At 64.3% G+C, this 17,246-nt stretch carries 15 protein-coding genes; 12 read left to right on the top strand and 3 right to left on the bottom strand.

The annotated features are described in order from the left end of the window. Positions 1 to 91: 91 nt before the first annotated feature. Entirely contained in the window at positions 92 to 1,618 is a 1,527-nt protein-coding gene (locus tag ACVMDN_RS29145; RefSeq protein ID WP_141340498.1) for an amidohydrolase family protein, read from the bottom strand. 216 nt (positions 1,619 to 1,834) lie between these two features. Between ACVMDN_RS29145 and ACVMDN_RS29140 the strand changes: the two genes are divergently transcribed. The 4 genes from ACVMDN_RS29140 (at position 1,835) to ACVMDN_RS29125 (ending at position 5,507) form a co-directional block, all read left to right on the top strand. Further along, the gene (locus ACVMDN_RS29140) at positions 1,835 to 2,851 is read left to right on the top strand and encodes an alpha/beta hydrolase (RefSeq protein WP_141340499.1); all 1,017 of its coding nucleotides are present in this window, start codon (positions 1,835 to 1,837) and stop codon (positions 2,849 to 2,851) included. A gap of 106 nt (positions 2,852 to 2,957) precedes the next feature. Next, positions 2,958 to 3,395 carry a VOC family protein gene (locus tag ACVMDN_RS29135; protein ID WP_057016942.1) on the top strand — a complete coding sequence of 146 codons (438 nt, stop codon included), beginning with the start codon at positions 2,958 to 2,960 and terminating at the stop codon, positions 3,393 to 3,395. 29 nt (positions 3,396 to 3,424) lie between these two features. Beyond that, positions 3,425 to 3,913 (top strand): VOC family protein, encoded by a 489-nt coding sequence (locus ACVMDN_RS29130; protein WP_141340500.1) that lies wholly within the window; start codon positions 3,425 to 3,427, stop codon positions 3,911 to 3,913. 289 nt (positions 3,914 to 4,202) lie between these two features. Continuing rightward, entirely contained in the window at positions 4,203 to 5,507 is a 1,305-nt protein-coding gene (locus tag ACVMDN_RS29125; protein ID WP_141340501.1) for a phospholipid carrier-dependent glycosyltransferase, read from the top strand. A 60-nt stretch (positions 5,508 to 5,567) separates the two neighbouring features. On the opposite strand, the gene ACVMDN_RS29120 is transcribed toward ACVMDN_RS29125, so the two are convergent. Further along, positions 5,568 to 6,200 (bottom strand): OmpA family protein, encoded by a 633-nt coding sequence (locus ACVMDN_RS29120; protein WP_057016944.1) that lies wholly within the window; start codon positions 6,198 to 6,200, stop codon positions 5,568 to 5,570. Positions 6,201 to 6,357: 157 nt separating this feature from the next. Here ACVMDN_RS29120 and ACVMDN_RS29115 point away from each other — a divergent pair, with 157 nt between their 5' ends. From ACVMDN_RS29115 to ACVMDN_RS29105, 3 genes are all read left to right on the top strand, one after another. Continuing rightward, on the top strand, positions 6,358 to 6,600 hold the full coding sequence (locus ACVMDN_RS29115) for a hypothetical protein (RefSeq protein ID WP_057017018.1): 243 nt from the start codon (positions 6,358 to 6,360) through the stop codon (positions 6,598 to 6,600). Positions 6,601 to 6,678: 78 nt separating this feature from the next. Next, on the top strand, positions 6,679 to 7,842 hold the full coding sequence (locus ACVMDN_RS29110; protein WP_141340502.1) for a winged helix-turn-helix domain-containing protein: 1,164 nt from the start codon (positions 6,679 to 6,681) through the stop codon (positions 7,840 to 7,842). Positions 7,843 to 8,038: 196 nt separating this feature from the next. Continuing rightward, entirely contained in the window at positions 8,039 to 9,364 is a 1,326-nt protein-coding gene (locus ACVMDN_RS29105) for an MFS transporter (RefSeq protein WP_141340503.1), read from the top strand. 103 nt (positions 9,365 to 9,467) lie between these two features. Here the strand turns inward: ACVMDN_RS29105 and ACVMDN_RS29100 are convergent, their stop codons facing one another. Beyond that, entirely contained in the window at positions 9,468 to 9,656 is a 189-nt protein-coding gene (locus tag ACVMDN_RS29100) for a hypothetical protein (protein WP_244558721.1), read from the bottom strand. A gap of 273 nt (positions 9,657 to 9,929) precedes the next feature. Here ACVMDN_RS29100 and ACVMDN_RS29095 point away from each other — a divergent pair, with 273 nt between their 5' ends. The 5 genes from ACVMDN_RS29095 to ACVMDN_RS29075 all read left to right on the top strand — a co-directional run bounded on the left by ACVMDN_RS29095 (position 9,930) and on the right by ACVMDN_RS29075 (position 17,225). After that, positions 9,930 to 11,036, top strand: a complete 1,107-nt coding sequence (locus ACVMDN_RS29095; protein ID WP_141340505.1) for an efflux RND transporter periplasmic adaptor subunit — start codon at positions 9,930 to 9,932, stop codon at positions 11,034 to 11,036. 55 nt (positions 11,037 to 11,091) lie between these two features. Then, positions 11,092 to 14,229 carry an efflux RND transporter permease subunit gene (locus ACVMDN_RS29090; RefSeq protein ID WP_141340506.1) on the top strand — a complete coding sequence of 1,046 codons (3,138 nt, stop codon included), beginning with the start codon at positions 11,092 to 11,094 and terminating at the stop codon, positions 14,227 to 14,229. 22 nt (positions 14,230 to 14,251) lie between these two features. Further along, a complete protein-coding gene (locus ACVMDN_RS29085; protein ID WP_141340507.1) occupies positions 14,252 to 14,860 on the top strand; it encodes a TetR/AcrR family transcriptional regulator in 609 nt (202 codons plus the stop codon). Between the two features lie 165 nt (positions 14,861 to 15,025). Beyond that, positions 15,026 to 15,649 (top strand): flavin reductase family protein, encoded by a 624-nt coding sequence (locus tag ACVMDN_RS29080; RefSeq protein ID WP_141340508.1) that lies wholly within the window; start codon positions 15,026 to 15,028, stop codon positions 15,647 to 15,649. A 334-nt stretch (positions 15,650 to 15,983) separates the two neighbouring features. Beyond that, positions 15,984 to 17,225 carry an SMP-30/gluconolactonase/LRE family protein gene (locus ACVMDN_RS29075; RefSeq protein WP_141340509.1) on the top strand — a complete coding sequence of 414 codons (1,242 nt, stop codon included), beginning with the start codon at positions 15,984 to 15,986 and terminating at the stop codon, positions 17,223 to 17,225. Positions 17,226 to 17,246: the final 21 nt, after the last annotated feature.

The raw sequence follows: 17,246 nt of genomic DNA, 5'->3' as shown, positions 1-17,246 counted from the left end.
AAGCAATTTTGCGCTGTGACGAAGCAATCCATCTGTCCCCGAGCAGAGATATGGATTGCTTCGCTGCGCTCGCAATGACGGGGCCTAACCCCTACGCAAACACCCGGTGATCGATCACACCGTTCGGCACCACATAGCCGTAACGCGTGTTCGACGGCTCTACGCCAGCCTTCTCATACTGCGCCTTCATCATCGCAAAGCGATCGCCCTTGAGGTCGAGCATCGCGCGCTTCGGCTGGATGTTGTAGAGCCGGGCGTTGTTGTCGCCGAAGATCGCCGTCTTCACCGGCCCGTCGGCGGGGCCGAGCGGTGCATAGCCGAACTTCTTCTGCATCATCTCGGGGATCTCCAGCCGCCGCAGGCCCTCGATTTGCCATTGCGGCGCGCCGGTCCACAGCGCATCGGTACCCCAGCAGACGTGGTCGGCGCCGAGCCCCTTGATCAAGGTACCCATCAGCGCGGCGCAGACATTGGGCTCGGCGACCAGCGTGGTCGCGAACAATTGTCCGACGTCGCCATAGACATTGTTGACGCCGTACTGCGCCGGGATGTCGGCGAGATCCGAGGTCCAGGCGATGCGGCCGGTGCGCTCGAACTCGGCGAGCGCGACCTTCGGATCGCCGCCGACATGGCGATAGGCCGAGTGGTAGATGATGAAGTTGAGCTGCGGCCAGTCCTTGGCGGCCTTTCCGACATCGGCAACGTCGGCGAAGCCGCGCAGATTCGGATACTGCTTCTCTATCCCGGGCGGAAACAGTCCCTTGTGGACGCAGACGTTCTTGATGCCCGCCTTCACCATCTTCTCATAACCCTTGTAGGCGACCTTCTCGTCGTCCAGCCGCCAGGGGTAGCGGCTGATCTCCTTGTGGGTGTTGTCGCCGATCGTGTAGCCCTTGCAGGATTCCGGCTTCAGCGCCAATGCGGCGTCGAGCTTGTCGAGCCAGCCGGGCTGCCCGGGCGTGAAGATGGCGTGGCAGAACACGCGCCGCGAGCCGGCCTCGTCGTTCATTTTCTTGCGCGCGTCGGCCATCTGCTCGTTGGTCAGGAACCAGTCCTGCTCGATATCCGACGGCGCCGAGGAGATCAGCGCGATCTTGGTGTCGGAATCGAGAAACATCTCCTTCTTGTAGTTGTCGAACTTGAGATCCTCGATGGTCTGCTCGTGATCGTTGAGCTCCTTGTTCCAGCCGGCCTTGCCGACCGCCTTGCGCATTTCCACAAAACCCATGATGCGGGTGTCGTCGCGCAGGAAATGCGTGTGCATGTCCATGATGAACTGGTCTTTGAGGGAGTTGGCGCGCTCCTGCGCCATTGCGGGTGTCGCGGCCTCCGCCGGCGTCACGGCGAACAGCTCCCCATAGACCTGGTTCATCGCGACGAAGCAGGCGGCCATGCCGGCCGCGGTCTGGAAGAATCTGCGGCGGTCGAGGCCCTGCTTGCCGCCGAGATCGTCGGCCATCGCGAGCAGCCGCGCCTCGACCTCGCGCTGACGTTCGTTCTGCGGATCGGGATAGAATTCGTCGCTGGAGACGATCTGGGTCGGGATCGGCGTCTGGTGCTGGCACAGTTCGGAGGGCATCAAGGCGGCAAGTTCATCGTCGGTGAGATTGCTGCTCATTCTTCGCTCCCACTTCTCGCCGGATTTTTCCGGTCGGATCGCCGCGGAGACTAGGACCAAGTCCGCCCGTCGTCCGCGCCGTTTGCCGGAAAACGCATTCACAAAATCGTGCATCGGATTGGCGGAGGCGAGATGCGCCCGTCGCGCAACCGGACATGCCCGCTGCTATGCTCGATCGCGCCGTATCGGACGAAGAAATCCGGAAGGGAGCGAACCATGATGTCATCTGACCATTCGCGGCGCAGCATGATCAAAGGCATCGGCATTGCAACGGCCGCCGGCGTGTTCGGCGCAGCGTCGGCACGGGCCGCCACCGCGGTTCCTGCCGAAGGAGAAATATGGAGCAACGAATACTGGGCGAAGAAGGATGACATCCCCTTGTGGATGTTCCGCAAGCGGATCGGCGCGCCGAAGCCGGGCGAGCCGGCGCGGCCCGTGGTGTTCTTCGTCCACGGCTCGTCGGTGACATCGCGGGTGTTCGACCTCACGGTGCCGGGCAAGGGCGAGTATTCGCTGCTGAACACATTTGCCCGCTACGGCTTCGATTGCTGGACCATGGACCACGAGAACTACGGCAAGTCCGGCCGCACGTCGGGCAATGCGGACATCGCGAGCGGCGTCGAGGATCTGAAGGCCGCGGTCGAGGTGATCGCGCGCGAGACCGGGCAGGAGCGATATCACTTCGTCGGCGAATCCTCGGGCGCGCTGCGGGCCGGCGCATTCGCGATGGCCGCACCCGAGCGCATCGACCGGCTGGTGTTCGCGGCCTTCACCTACAAGGGGGAGGGCTCGCCGACGCTGGCAAAGCGCGCCGAGCAACTCGCCTATTACCGCAGCCACAACATGCGCAAGCGCGACCGCGACATGATCCGCTCGATCGCGACCCGCGACAGGCCCGGCACGTCGGACCCCGCCGTGGTCGAGCTGCTGGCCGATGTCGAGATGCAGTTCGGCGACCAGATCCCGACCGGCACCTATCTCGACATGACCGCCAATTTGCCGGTGGTGCATCCGGAGAGGGTGCTGGCGCCGGTGCTGCTGGTTCGCGGCGAATATGACGGCATCGCCGCGGTTCCGGACCTCGAGGAGTTCTTCAACAAGCTGCCGAACGGCGATCGGCAGTTCATCATCCTGCCCGGCACCGCCCATTCGGTGGCGCTTGCCACCAATCGGGAGCTGTTCTGGCATGTGACGCGGGCATTCCTGACCATGCCGACACCGATTGTGACCTGACGTCACCCTGCGGCAGGACGCCGCAAGAAAAATCGGCGCGGTGATGTCGGGACGCGGCGAGGCGGTTCGTCCTCGGGGCACAACCCCGCGAAAAGGAGCGCCTTTCATGGCCAAGCCGACAATGATCTTCGTCAACCTGCCGGTCAGCAATCTCGCCCACGCGACCGCCTTCTATGAGGCGATCGGCGCGACCAAGAACGCGCAATTTTCCGACCACACCGCCTCCTGCATGGTGATCTCCGACACGATTCACGTCATGCTGCTGACGCACGACAAGTTCCGCGAATTCACCCCGAAGAAAATTGCCGACACCAAAACCACGAGCGAAGTGCTGATCTGCCTGTCCGCCGACAGCCGCGACGCGGTCGACGGCTACGTCGCCAAGGCAACGGGCGCGGGCGGCAGCGCCGATCCGTCGCCGCAGCAGGATTACGGCTTCATGTACGGCCGCAGCTTCGAGGATCCCGATGGTCACATCTGGGAAGTGATGTGGATGGACGTCGAGGCGGCGATGAAGGCGCAGTCCGCCGCGGCGACCGCCTGATCGCATCCCGCCATCACGAGGAGCTCAGCATGTCGAAGGTATCTCCCTGCCTGTGGTTCAACGGCGAGGCCGAGGAGGCCGCGAACTTCTACGTCTCGCTGCTGCCCGGTTCGCGGATCGAGACCGTCCAGAAGAATGTCATCGACAGCCCCGGCGGAAAGGCCGGCACGGTGCTGCTGGTCGAATTCACGCTCGCCGGTCAGCGCTTCATGGCGCTGAACGGCGGGATGAGGATGGAGCATACCCACGCGGTCTCGTTCGCGATCGACTGTGTCGACCAGGCCGAGGTCGATCGCCTGTGGGACGCGTTGCTCGCGGCCGGCGGCACCGCCGAGCAGTGTGGCTGGCTGCGCGATCGCTATGGCGTCGCATGGCAGATCGTGCCGGCGGCGGTCCGCCAATATCTCGGCGGGTCCGACGCCGGCGGCGCTGCGCGCGTGATGCAGGCCGTGCTCGGGATGATCAAGCTCGATATCGAAGGTCTGCGCCAGGCCTATGAGGGCGACGCGGCGGCGTAAGGCAGGGCTTCGCTGGCACCGCCCGGCTCGCCGCCTTCGCTAAAGCTTCGGCGAGCCAGGGATTCGTGGCCTCGTCGAAGCCTTGGCGTAGACGGGACCGGGCGATCCAGCATTCCAGAGATTTCGGTGCTCGGCCGACAGGCCGCGGCGTACTCGATGCCCGCATGAAGCGGCGCATGACAGTATGGGCATCGATGGTTCCGTCACATGACCGTGGCGACGGATCGCGGATGCAGCTGATATCGTATATTTGTCACAAGCTGTGTTCCCCTCGCACCATGCTTGCCCTTTGAACACCGTATCCAAATCTCCTTCTGTTCCGCGACGTCCCGCCGCGCGCACGGCGATCGTCGCAGCAATCGTCTTCATCGTCGCCCATGTCGTGCTGCTGCTCGGGATCACGGCGCCGGACAAGCTCTATTTCGACGAGGTGCATTACGTGCCGGCGGCGCGGCAGATGCTGCTGCCGGTGCGCGAGGGCCCGATCCTCAATCCGATGCATCCGCCGCTTGCCAAGGAGATCATCGCCCTCTCGATCAAGGCATTCGGCGATGGGCCGCTGGGATGGCGCTATCCCGCGGCGCTGTTCGGTGCGCTGGCGCTGGTCGGCGTCTATCTCGGCGGGCTTGCGCTGTTCGCGTCGCAGCAACGCGCGATCGCTGCCGCGCTGCTCGCCTTCTTCAACCAGATGCTGTTCGTGCAGTCGCGGATCGCGATGCTGGATATTTTCGCGCTCGCTTTCGGCCTGTTCGCGATCGCGGCGTTCGTCCACGGCTTCAGGCAACAGCAGCCGCAATTCGCCCTTGCGCTGGCGGGGCTGTTCGCGGGGCTTGCCAGTGCCTGCAAATGGAGCGGGCTGTTCGTGCTCGCGACCTGCATCGCGATCGTCGCTGCGATCCGCTTGATGCAGGGCTGGCGCACGCGCTTTGCCGACGCCAATGCGGAGGATTGGTACCGGCCGGAGCTGTGGCCGGATTTTCGTGTTCCGCACTTCATGGTCTGCTTCGTGCTGATCCCGGCGGCCGTCTATCTCGCGACCTTCGTGCCGCTCTACGGCCTCTCGTTCACGGATATCATGGAGGCGCAGCGTCGCATCTTTGCCGACAACACCACGGCCGCCATCGCGGGCCACACCTATATGAGCTCATGGCCGTCCTGGCCGTTCCTGGTGCGCCCGGTCTGGTACCTGTTCGAGAAGGTCGGCGATGACAGGTTCGCCGCGATCGTGCTTCTCGGCAACCCGGTGGTGCTGTGGCCGGCATTGATCGCGCTGATCATTGCGCTGCGCGACTGGATCGTCGGGCGCGGCCGTGATGCATTTCTCGTGCTGGCGTTCTACCTCGGCCCGTATCTCGCCTGGGCGCTGCTGCCGCGCACGCTCGGTTTCATCTATTACTATCTCCCCGCGGCGACCACCGCGAGTTTCGTGCTGGTCTACGCCTTGACGCGCAAGGGTGCGCCGCGCTGGCTGCTGTGGGCGTTCGTTGCGGTTGGATGCGTAGGGTTTGTTGCGATGCTGCCGGTCACGGCCGCTGTCATCGAGACGTCGATGGCGACGTTCAACCGCCTGATGCTGTTTCAGGGCTGGATATGACGGTCTTTGAAGTAGTGATCCGCCTGCCGGGCATGGCAGGCGGATCGGGGCTGCGGGAGATTACTGCGAGGCGGTCTTGGTATCCATGTTGACGACCTGCACGCGTCGATTGGTCGGGTCCATCGGCGCGCTCGGGTCCTTCGGCCGGGTCTTTCCGTAGCCGACCGTCACGAGATCCGAGCCGTTCAGGCCGTAATGTTCGACCAGAAATTTCTTGATGGTGTCGGCGCGGCGCTCCGACAGGTCCTGGTTATAGGCCTCGCCGCCGATCGCGTCGGTGTGGCCGGCGACGACGAAGGTCGAGCCCTTCATGCTGGCATCGGACAGTGCCTTGCCGAGCTCCTGCACCGCCTGGGTCGAGCCCTTGCTGATGTCGGCCGAGTTGTAGTCGAAGTGGATCTCCAGATCGATCTTCGGCTTGTTCGCCGCGATGTCGGCGATCTCCTGGCGTTCAACGCGCGACAACGAACGGGTCTGCCGGTTGCGGACGGTGTTGAGGAAGCTTGCCTCCTTGGCGGAAGCCGCGAGGTCGACCTGCGTGCCGGCGGAAAGGCCGCGGGTGGCCGACTTCGGCTTCAGCGCATTGAGAATCTGTGCGGCAGGAACGGCCTCGCTGCCGGCCAGTGCGACGCCCGCCGTCATCGACAGCGCGGCGCCGATCGTCAGAAAAGACAAGGAAAAAGAGCGGGTCATGGTTTTCGTCCTCAAATGTCGGGCTAGCCAATCCGGCTTGCTGTCGTTTTGATGCTGGAAGAATAGGACCGGTTCAAAGCCCGGAATGTGATCTGGGTCACGGTTGGGTGTGCCGCCCCGCCTTGCGCCAGGCAGGCAGACGGGAAGCGAGGACATCATGGCCAACGTCAATCGTGTCCTCCGCTCGATCAATGACGAAGCTGCCTCGCGCTGCGTCGATATCTTCCTTCGCCCGGACGGCAGCATCGGCTTCGAGGAATATCGGCGGGACGTCGAAGATGGCCGTGGCTGGTTTCCGGTCGGCGGTCATTCGTCCCGCATCTTCCATGGAGAAAGCGCCGCGCTCGCGGCGGCGATCGGGGACGTTCCGTGGTTGCGGCGGGTCGTCGGATCGACGTAGCCGTTCCGAATGATGCGGAGCTGATTTCCGCCGCGCGGCTCTCCACAGCTGCGCGAATCTCACTACATTGCTGGGGCAATGTCCCGCGCCGCCGAACCCCTTTCGTTGAACAATGCTGTGGCCCGCCATATCTGGCTGCGCGCGCAGCGGCTCGATACCCAGGTGCCGTTCGGCGAGGGGGCGTCAGCGGTGGCGGCCGCCGTCGATCATCTCGGCTATGTGCAGATCGACACCATCAACGTGATCGAGCGCTGCCATCACCACATCCTGTTCAGCCGCATTCCGGACTACCGCCGCGCCGACCTCAAGCAGGCGCAGAGCCGGGACAAGAGCGTGTTCGAGTACTGGACGCACGCGCTGTCCTACATTCCGTCCAAGGACATCGGCTTCTTCCTGCCGGCGATGAAGGCGCACAAGCGCGAGGGCCACAAATGGTTCTCGTCGGTGACCCCGGCGGATACGCGCAAGGTGCTGCGGCTGCTTCGTGCCGGTCCGCTGACGATCCGCGACATCGATGACGACGTGCTGACCGAGAAGGAGCATCTCTGGCAGAGCCGCAAGCCCTCCAAGCGCGCGCTGCAGCTCGCCTTCTACGGCGGCGTGGTCACGATCAGCGAGCGCGCCGGCATGCTGAAGACCTATGAGTTGATGACCCGGCACTTCGGCTGGGACAAGCCGCCGAAGCCGGCCCCGGCCTCGGCCCGGACGGCCTATCTGCTCGACCGCGCGCTGCGCTCACAGGGCATCGTCAGCCTGGATTCGATCTGCCATCTCGACGCGCCGAGCAAGAAGGCGGTGCGCAGCCTGATCGAGGCGAGGGTGCGCCGCAAGGAGCTGGTGCGGATCGCGCTCGATGGCGCCGGCAAGCAGGAGCATTGGGCGCGGCCCGAGGTGCTGGACGCGACCGGCGAGGGTGATCCCACCCTGGTCCACATCCTCTCGCCGTTCGATCCGCTGATCATCCAGCGCAAGCGCACCGAGCTGTTCTTCGGCTATGGCCACCGTTTCGAGGCCTATGTGCCGAAGGAGAAGCGCCTGTTCGGCTATTTCGCGCTGCCGGTGCTGGTCGGCGACGACGTCGTCGCCGCCCTCGACCTCAAGACCGACCGGCAGAACAAGAAGCTCCTGATGCAGAAATGGAGCTGGGTCGGCAACGGCAAGAAGCAGGCGGCACGCAAGGAGCTGAAGCGGCGCATCGAGGAAGAGCTCGACCGCTTCGAGCGCTTCCAGCTGGCTGAATAGGGTGGCTCCGTCATTGCGAGCGCAGCGAAGCAATCGCGCCACAAGCGGATAAGTGGATTGCTTCGCTTCGCTCGCAATGACGCCGTGCACAAAACGCACAGGTTTCCCGTTTGCGCTGTGAGCTATGAGTTTTTGCCATTGCTCAATGTGGGGCCAGCCAATAATCCTCACGGTAAGCAACACCCGGGGAAAGCTCATGAGCCAGACAGCTACCATCGCGCCCGATCGCGGCGCCCGCAGCGAGATCGAGACGTCGACGATCCGCGCGATCTCCTGGCGGCTGATCCCGTTCCTGATCCTGGCCTACTTCTTCTCCTATCTCGACCGCGTCAATCTCGGTTTCGCTGCGCTCACCATGAACAGCGAGTTGAAGTTCTCGCCGGTGGTGTTCTCGTTCGGCGCCGGCATCTTCTTCATCGGCTATTTCATCTTCGAGGTGCCGAGCAATCTGGCGCTGGAGCGGTTCGGCGCCAGCAAGTGGATCGCCCGCATCATGGTGAGCTGGGGCGTCCTCTCGGCGTTGATGGCGGCGGTCTATGACGAGCACAGCTTCTACGCGCTGCGCTTCTTCCTCGGCGTCGCCGAGGCCGGCTTCTTCCCCGGCATCATCCTCTATCTGACCTACTGGTATCCGGCCGAGTATCGTGCGCGCTTCCTCGCCGCCTTCGCGCTCGCGGTGCCGATTTCGACCGTGATCGGCGCGCCGATCTCCGGCCTGTTGCTCGGCCTCGACGGCGTGATGGGCTTGAAGGGCTGGCAGTGGCTGTTCGTCATCGAGGGCATTCCCTCGGTGCTGCTCGGCATCGTCACCTGGTTCTATCTGACCGACCGGCCGGAGAAGGCCGAGTGGCTCTCGGCCGAGCAGAAGGCGTGGCTCAAGGCAAAGCTCGACGCCGAGGTCGCGGCCAAGCAGGCGGCGAAGCATTTCACCTTGGGCGAGGCGCTGTCCTCGCCCAAGGTGCTGGCGCTCAGCGCGATCTATTTCGGTTTCGTCGCCTCGCTCTACGGCATGCAGTTCTGGCTGCCGCAGATCGTCAAGGCGTTCGGTCTGACCAACGCGCAGACCGGCTTCGTCACCGCGATCCCGTACGCATTCGGCACCGTCGCGATGATCCTGTGGGCGCGCCGTTCCGATGCCACCCGCGAGCGCGTGTTCCATGTCGGCGCGCCGCTGCTGCTGACCGCGCTGGCGCTCGCGGTCTCCAGCTACATCACCGATCCGGTCATGACGATGGTGGTGCTGACGGTCGCCGCGATCGGCGTGTTCTGCACCTTCGCGGTGTTCTGGACGCTGCCGACCGCCTGGCTCTCCGGCACCGCTGCCGCCGGCGCGATCGCGCTGATCAACTCGATCGGCAACCTCGCCGGTTTCGGCGGGCCCTATCTGATCGGCTGGGTCAAGGAAGCCACCGGCAGCACGTCGACCGGCCTGTTGGTGTTGTCGCTGTTGCCGCTCGCCGCGGGCCTGCTGGTTTTCCTCGGCAGCCACGAGACCAAGACCGAGTTCGCCGGCGCGAAGTAGCGATGACGCGTGCGCCGTGACGGGTTGCGATGGGTAGAGCATTGGGCAACCGCGGCGAGATGATGAGTCTCGCTGCGCTCTACCCATCCTGCGACCGGGCTAGCTAGATCGGATAGCGCCACTTCAGCGCGCGGCGCACGAAGAAGATCGCGACCAGCGTGGTGCCGAGCGCGGCAAGCCAAGCCCACATCAGGACGCCGCCCTGTGCCAGGGCGTAGCGCTCGGCGAACGTCAGCGCGACCAAAACGCCGATGAGCCCTACGCCAGACCAATAGAGGGGCGAACGCAGCATTCCAGTCGCAGCATGTTCAGCCGCGCGTTCGCGCGCTCTGCCTACCGACCAGACCAAGAAGCCGGCGTAACCAAGGGCAAAGATCCATGACATCGCCGCAACCTCGCACGCCGGTGCTTCCGGGACCGTAAAGGACGGAAGCGAAAGTCGAGGTATCGGGCGGAGGAGCCTGATCACGGCCAACCTCACGAATAGGTTATCACTGACGAATATTGACATTTATCAGTGATAAATCGATACTCTTCATCAGTCGTCGCCTGAAGGAGATTTCAGATGTTCGTTCGTTCCGTTTTCTCGAGCTATTACAGGCTCTTGACGGGAGCATCATTGGCTTTCGCGGTGTTCGCGCTGACCGGCTGCAATGAAAAGGCGGCTGAAAACGCCGATCCGGGGCGCCCCGTTCTGGTGGCGACCGTCCATTATGAAGCTGAAACCCCTGAGCGCAGCTTTGTCGGCACCATCAAGCCCCGTATCGAAGCCGATATGGGCTTTCGGGTCGCCGGCAAGGTGGCCAAGCGGCTGGTCGAGGTCGGACAGACAGTCGACGTCGACCAGCCCTTGGCCACCCTCGACGAGGTCGACCTGAAGCTGCAGGCCGAGCAGGCGGAGGCGGAATTCCGCGCCGCCACCGGCGTGCTGGCGCAGGCCGCCGCCGCCGAGCAGCGCGCCAAGGATCTGAAGGCCAAGGGCTGGACCACCGACGCGGCACTCGATTCCGCCAAGGCCGCCGGCGACGAGGCCCGCGCGCGGCTGAACCGTGCCGAGCGCTCGGTCGAGCTGACCAGGAATTCCCTCTCTTATGCAACGCTGGTGGCCGACACCCGGGGTGTCGTTACAGCGACCATGATCGAGCCCGGCCAGGTGGTTGCCGCGGGCCAGGCTTCGATCCGTGTCGCCCGACTTGGCGAGAAGGAAGCTGTCGTCGCGATCCCCGAGACGCTTCTTGCTCGTGCCAGGTCGGGCGTAGCCACGGTGACGCTGTGGTCGGACGCCAAGAAGAGCTATGCCGCCAGGCTGCGCGAGGTCGCGCCGCAGGCCGATCCCGCCACCCGCACCTATCTCGCAAAATTCTCGCTGCCGGACGCGGACGAGGCGGTCTCGCTCGGCATGACCGCGACGCTGACGCTGGCCGACAAGGCGAGCGAGCGCGTCGCCAAGTTGCCGCTGTCGGCGCTGTACAGCCAGGGCGGCGATCCCTCGCTCTACATCGTCGACGACAAGGGCGACATCGCGCTGAAGCCGGTCAAGGTGAAGGCCTATGAGAGCAACAACGTCGTGATCTCCGGCGGCGTCGACGATGGCGCCAAGGTGGTCGCCCTCGGTGTGCAGAAACTCGATCCGAGCCAGAAGGTGCGGGTCGTGTCGTCGCTGTCGTTCTAACCCTCGCATAGCAGCGGAAACGGTTCTGGGACTGGTCTAGAACTTGGAGAGTTCGATGAAGCGCTTCAACCTTTCGGCCTGGGCGGTCAGCCATCCGACGCTGGTCCTGTTCCTGATGATCATCCTCGCCGCCGCCGGCTTCTTCTCCTATGAGAAGCTCGGCCGCGCCGAGGATCCGTTCTTCACCGTCAAGGTGGTGAACGTCTCGGTGATGTGGCCGGGCGCGACCTCGCAGGAAATGCAGATGCAGGTCGCCGATCCGATCGAGAAGAAACTGCAGGAGCTGCCGTTCTTCGACAAGGTGCAGACCTATTCCAAGCCGGGCTTCACGGCGATGCAGGTCTCCTTCAAGGATTCGACCTCGCCGAAGGACGTACCCTATCTCTTCTATCTGTTGCGCAAGAAGCTGGTCGATGTGCAGGGCGAGCTGCCCTCCGGCATCCTCGGTCCCGTCGTCAACGACGAATTCTCCGACGTCGATTCGATCCTCTATATGATGACCGGCGACGGCGCCAATTATGCGCAGCTCAAGAAGGTCGCGGAGGGCTTTCGCCAGCGCCTGCTGAAGGTGCCCGGCGTCACCAAGATCGATCTGTACGGCACCCAGGACGAGCGTATTTTCGTCGAGTTCTCGCATGCCAAGCTGGCGACGCTCGGCATCACGCCGCAGGCGCTGTTCGATTCGCTCGCCAAGCAGAATAACGTCACCCCGGCCGGTACCGTCGAGAGCTCATCGCAGCGCGTGCCGCTGCGCGTCACCGGCGCGCTTGACGGCGTCAAGGCGGTTGCCGAGACGCCGGTCGAGAGCAACGGCCGCGTGTTCCGGCTCGGCGATATCGCGACCGTAAGCCACGGCTATGTCGATCCGCCGAGCTTCAAGGTGCGTCAGGAAGGCAAGCCGGCGCTCGGCATCGGCGTCGTCACCGCCAAGGGCGCCAACATCCTCGAGCTCGGCAAGGAGGTCCAGAAGGCGACCGCCGAGTTCCTGAAGGCGGTGCCGCAGGGCGTCGATGTCCAGCAGATCGCCGACCAGCCCAAGGTGGTCGAGCACGCCGTCGGCGAGTTCGTGCACTCCTTCGTCGAGGCGCTCGCGATCGTGCTGTTCGTCTCCTTTGTCGCGCTCGGCTGGCGCACCGGCATCGTGGTCGCGCTGTCGGTGCCGCTGGTGCTCGGCATCGTCTTCATCGTGATGAACGCAATGTCGCTCGACCTGCACCGTATCACGCTCGGCGCGCTGATCATTGCGCTCGGCCTTTTGGTCGACGACGCCATTATCGCGGTCGAGATGATGGTCGTGAAGATGGAGCAGGGCTGGGACCGCATGAAGGCGGCGTCCTTTGCCTGGGAATCCACCGCGTTTCCGATGCTCACGGGAACGCTGGTCACGGCCGCTGGCTTCCTCCCCATCGGCTTTGCCAATTCTGCGGTCGGCGAATATGCCGGCGGCATCTTCTGGATCGTGGCGATCTCGCTGGTCGCCTCCTGGTTCGTCGCGGTGATCTTCACGCCCTATATCGGCGTCAAGCTGTTGCCCAACATCAAGGTGCACCAGAACCACGATCCGCACGCGATCTACGAGACGCGGATGTATCGCGGCCTGCGCAGCGTCGTGCAGTGGTGCGTCGATCACCGCATCAAGGTGGTGGCGGCGACCGTCGGCGTCTTCGTTGCCTCCATCGTTGCGTTCGGCCACGTCCAGCAGCAGTTCTTCCCGCTGTCGGAGCGGCCCGAGCTGTTCCTGCAGCTGCGTCTGCCCGAGGGCACCGCCTTCAACGTCACCGAGAAGGCGGTGAAGCAGGCCGAAGGGCTGCTGAAGGGCGATGACGACATCCAGACCTACACCGCCTATGTCGGCCAGGGCTCGCCGCGCTTCTGGCTCGGCCTCAACCCGCAGCTGCCGAACGAGGCCTTTGCCGAGATCGTGATCCTCGCCAAGAACGTCGAGGCGCGCGAGCGCGTCAAGGCCAAGATCGAGCAGGCTGCCGCCGACGGCGCTTTGAACGAGGCGCGGGTCCGGGTCGACCGCTTCAATTTCGGTCCGCCGGTCGGCTTCCCGGTCCAGTTCCGCGTGATCGGCCCCGATGCCAACAAGGTGCGCGACATCGCCTACCAGGTGCGCGACGTCATGCGCCAGAACAAGAACGTCAAGGACGTCCAGCTCGACTGGAACGAGCAATCGCCCTACCTGAAGCTCGCCGTTGACCAGGATCGGGCGCGCGCGCTCGGCCTGACCCCGCAGGACGTCTCGCAGGCGCTGGCTATGTTGATCTCGGGCGCGCCGGTCACCACGATCCGCGACGGCATCGAGAAAGTCGGCGTGGTCGCCCGCGCGGTGCCGTCCGAGCGGCTCGATCTCGGCCGCGTCGGCGATCTCACCATCACCACGCGCAACGGCGTCGCCGTCCCGCTGCAGCAGATTGCCAAGATCGAATATGCGCATGAGGAGCCGATCCTGTGGCGGCGCAACCGCGACATGGCGATCACCGTGCGCTCCGACGTCGTCGACGGCGTGCAGGCGCCCGACGTCACCAACCAGATCTCGCCGAAGCTGAAGGACGTCCAGGCCCATCTCGAGCCGGCCTACCGGATCGAGCCGGGCGGGGCGTTCGAGGAATCCGCCAAGGGCAATGCGTCGATCTTCATCCTCTTCCCCGTGATGGTGATGGTGATGCTGACGCTGCTGATGATCCAGCTGCAGAGCTTCTCGCGCCTGTTCCTGGTGTTCCTGACCGCGCCGCTCGGCATCGTCGGCGCCTCGCTGGGGCTCAACGTCGCCAACCAGCCGTTCGGCTTCGTGGCGCTGCTCGGCCTGATCGCGCTCGCCGGCATGATCATGCGCAACGCCGTGATCCTGGTCGACCAGATCGAGAGCGACGTGGCGTCCGGCCTGACCCGGCGCGAGGCGATCGTCGAAGCCACCGTCCGGCGCGCCCGGCCGGTGGTGCTGACGGCCCTGGCCGCCATCCTCGCCATGATCCCCCTGTCGCGCTCGGCGTTCTGGGGCCCGATGGCGATCACCATCATGGGCGGTTTGTTTGTTGCGACTTTCCTGACCTTGCTGTATCTGCCGGGCCTTTACGCCCTCTGGTTCCGCAAGACCCTCGAGGAAAGCGGCTCCGAGCAAACCGATACTGCGCCGCAGCATGCCGGCGATGCGCAACGCGCATTTTCGCTTGCTGAAGCGGCCGAATAATTGAAGATTGAGCAGGCCCAACATGACGCTGATCTCGGAACATAGCGAAACCGACACCCGCGAGCGGATTCTCGTGGTGGCGGAGCGCTTGTTCCGGCAGATCGGGTATCAGAAGACGACGGTCGCCGACATCGCCAAAGAGCTGCGGATGAGCCCCGCCAACGTGTACCGCTTCTTCGATTCGAAGAAGTCGATCCACGAGGGCGTGGCCCGCGGCCTGATGGGCGAGGTCGAGATCGAGGCCCGGCGCATCGCGCGCTCGGAAGGGCCGGCGGCGCCACGATTGCGCCAGATGATGACGACCATCAATCGCATGAACACCGAGCGCTATGTCGGCGATTCCAAGATGCACGAGATGGTCGAGATCGCGATGCAGGAGGACTGGGACGTCTGCGTCGCGCATATGGAGTGTATCGCCTCCATTATCGGCGAGGTGATCGCGCAAGGAGCCGCGTCGGGGGAGTTCGAGATCAAGGACCTGCAGCTCGCCTCGCTGTGCGCCTGCACCGCGATGATGCGGTTCTTCCACCCGCAGATGATCGCCCAATGTGCCACCAAGCCGGGCCCGACCATCGACCAGATGATCGATTTCGTGATCGCCGGCCTGTCGCCGCGCGGCCGCGCCAATTGAGCGCCAGCCCTTGAGCGCCAGCACTGACATTTTCGTCAGTTGACTCCTTTGTCATTCCGGGGCGATGCGTAAGCATCGAACCCCAATGCGCAATCGCGCATTGTGGAATCTCGAGATTCCGGGTCTGGTCCTTACGGACCATCCCGGAATGACGAGGACGCAATCGTGACCGCCAAAGACCTGCATTTCTACGAGCCGAAGAACGGCCACGGCCTGAAGCACGACCCGTTCAACGCCATCGTGGCGCCGCGGCCGATCGGCTGGATCTCCTCGCGCGACAAGGGCGGCAACGTCAACCTCGCGCCCTACAGCTTCTTCAACGCCTTTTGCTACGTGCCGCCGATCATCGGCTTCTCCTCCACCAACTGGAAGGATAGCGTCGCCAACATCCAGGACACCGGCGAGTTCGTCTGGAATCTGGCGACGATGGATCTCGCCAAGCACATGAACGCGACCGCGGCGCATGTCGCGCGTGATGTCGACGAGTTCAGGCTCGCGGGGCTCACGCAGGTCGCCGGCAAGCTTGTCAACGTGCCGCGGGTCGCCGAAAGCCCGGTGTCGTTCGAATGCAAGGTGAGCCAGATCGTCCAGCTCCAGGGCGCTGACGGCAAGAAGGCCGAGGCCTGGCTGACGCTCGGCGAGGTCGTGGCCGTCCACATCGACAAGGCCTTCATCAAGGACGGCGTCTACCAGACCGGCCTCGCGCACCCGATCGTCCGCGCCGGCCGCCGCGGCGACTACTTCGAGATCAAGCCGGAAAACATGTTCGAGATGATCCGGCCGGATTGAGTGCTGCTCTATCCTCCCTCTCCCCGTTCTTCACGGGGTCGAGACGAGCGAAGCTCGCTCTTAGAGGGTAGGGTGAGGGGCTGCTTCCACCAGTTGTGATGGTCGTGAGACCTGTACCCCCTCACCCGAAATTCAAGCTGCGCTTGAATTTCGACCTCTCCCCGCAAGCGGGGCGCGGTAAGAGACGTCGCTCCGCAACGACGGCCCGCACCACAACAATGTGAAATTTCCGCGCGCGGGGATGAAAAACCGTCACTCGCAACCTCTCCGAGAGCAGTCTAACCTCCACTCGCCAGGCCGGATCAACGGCCGGCCAACAGAGTGGGAGGATGCGATGACACGCCACGAGCGGAGCGATCCGAACGAAGAACAACGCGATCCGAATGTTTCACGGCGCACGCTGGTTCAGGGACTGGCGGTTTCCGCCGCCGCCGTCGCGGGCATCGGCAGCGCGCTGGCCCAGAACGCGCCCGCGCCGGTCGGGCCGCCGACGACGATCACCAGCCCGCCGCGCGACTTCAGTCCGCGCGGTGCGCCGACCACCTATTTCTGGGACCCCGACATCATCGCGGTCGATCCGTCCTTCAACGACCTTGCCCAGCCCAACACCTCGATCAAGCGCCTCTATACCGGCCTGTTGTGGGCGGAAGGCCCGGCCTGGAGTTCGCAGGGCCGCTATCTGCTGTGGAGCGACATCCCGAACAACCGGCAGATGCGCTGGTCGGAAGATGACGGCCATGTCAGCGTCTTCCGCACGCCGTCGAACTACTCGAACGGCAATTCGTTCGACTTCCAGGGCCGCCAGCTGTCCTGCGAACATCTCACCCGTCGCGTGACGCGCTACGAGAATGACGGCACCGCGACCGTGCTCGCGGATTCCTATCAAGGCAAGCGGCTGAACTCGCCGAACGACGTCGTCGCGCATCCCGACGGCAGCTACTGGTTCACCGATCCGCCCTATGGCGGCCAGCTCTATGAGGGCGAGCCTGATGCCGCGGGCGGTCCGAGCAATCCGGCCGGCAAGCTCAATCCCCGGATCGGCCAGCCGGCGGGCTTCGTCCCGGCCAAGCGCGAGCTGCCGACCAATTGCTACCGCATCGACCCGTCCGGCCGCGTCGATCTCGTGGTCAGCGAGGACCAGGTGCCGGACCCGAACGGCCTCTGCTTCTCGCCCGACTACAAGAAGCTCTACGTGGTCTCGACCGGCAAGGGACCGGGCGATAGCGGACCCGGCGGCAAGGGCGACGTTTTCGTGTTCGATGTCGGCGCCGACAACAAGCTTTCCAACGGCAAGCGGTTCAGCGATTTCACGATCGACGGCGTGAAGTGCGGACCGGACGGCATCCGCTGCGACGTCAACGGCAATGTCTGGTGCTCGAGCAATGCCGGTCGCGCGGTCGGTTACAGCGGCGTGACGGTGTGGTCGCCGGAAGGCAAGCTGCTCGGCCGCATCCGGCTGCCCGAGGTCTGCGGCAACATCACCTTCGGTGGTCCCAAGCGCAACCGTCTGTTCATGGCCGCAAGCCAGTCGCTCTACGCGGTCTATACCGCAACCCAGGGAGCGGGGCCCGCCTAGCTCGTCCTGCATGGGGATGGC

It is taken from the genome of Bradyrhizobium sp. USDA 4510 (assembly GCF_054059095.1).
The sequence above is the reverse complement of the archived record's forward strand: the minus strand, read 5'-3'. Positions and strand labels throughout refer to the sequence as shown.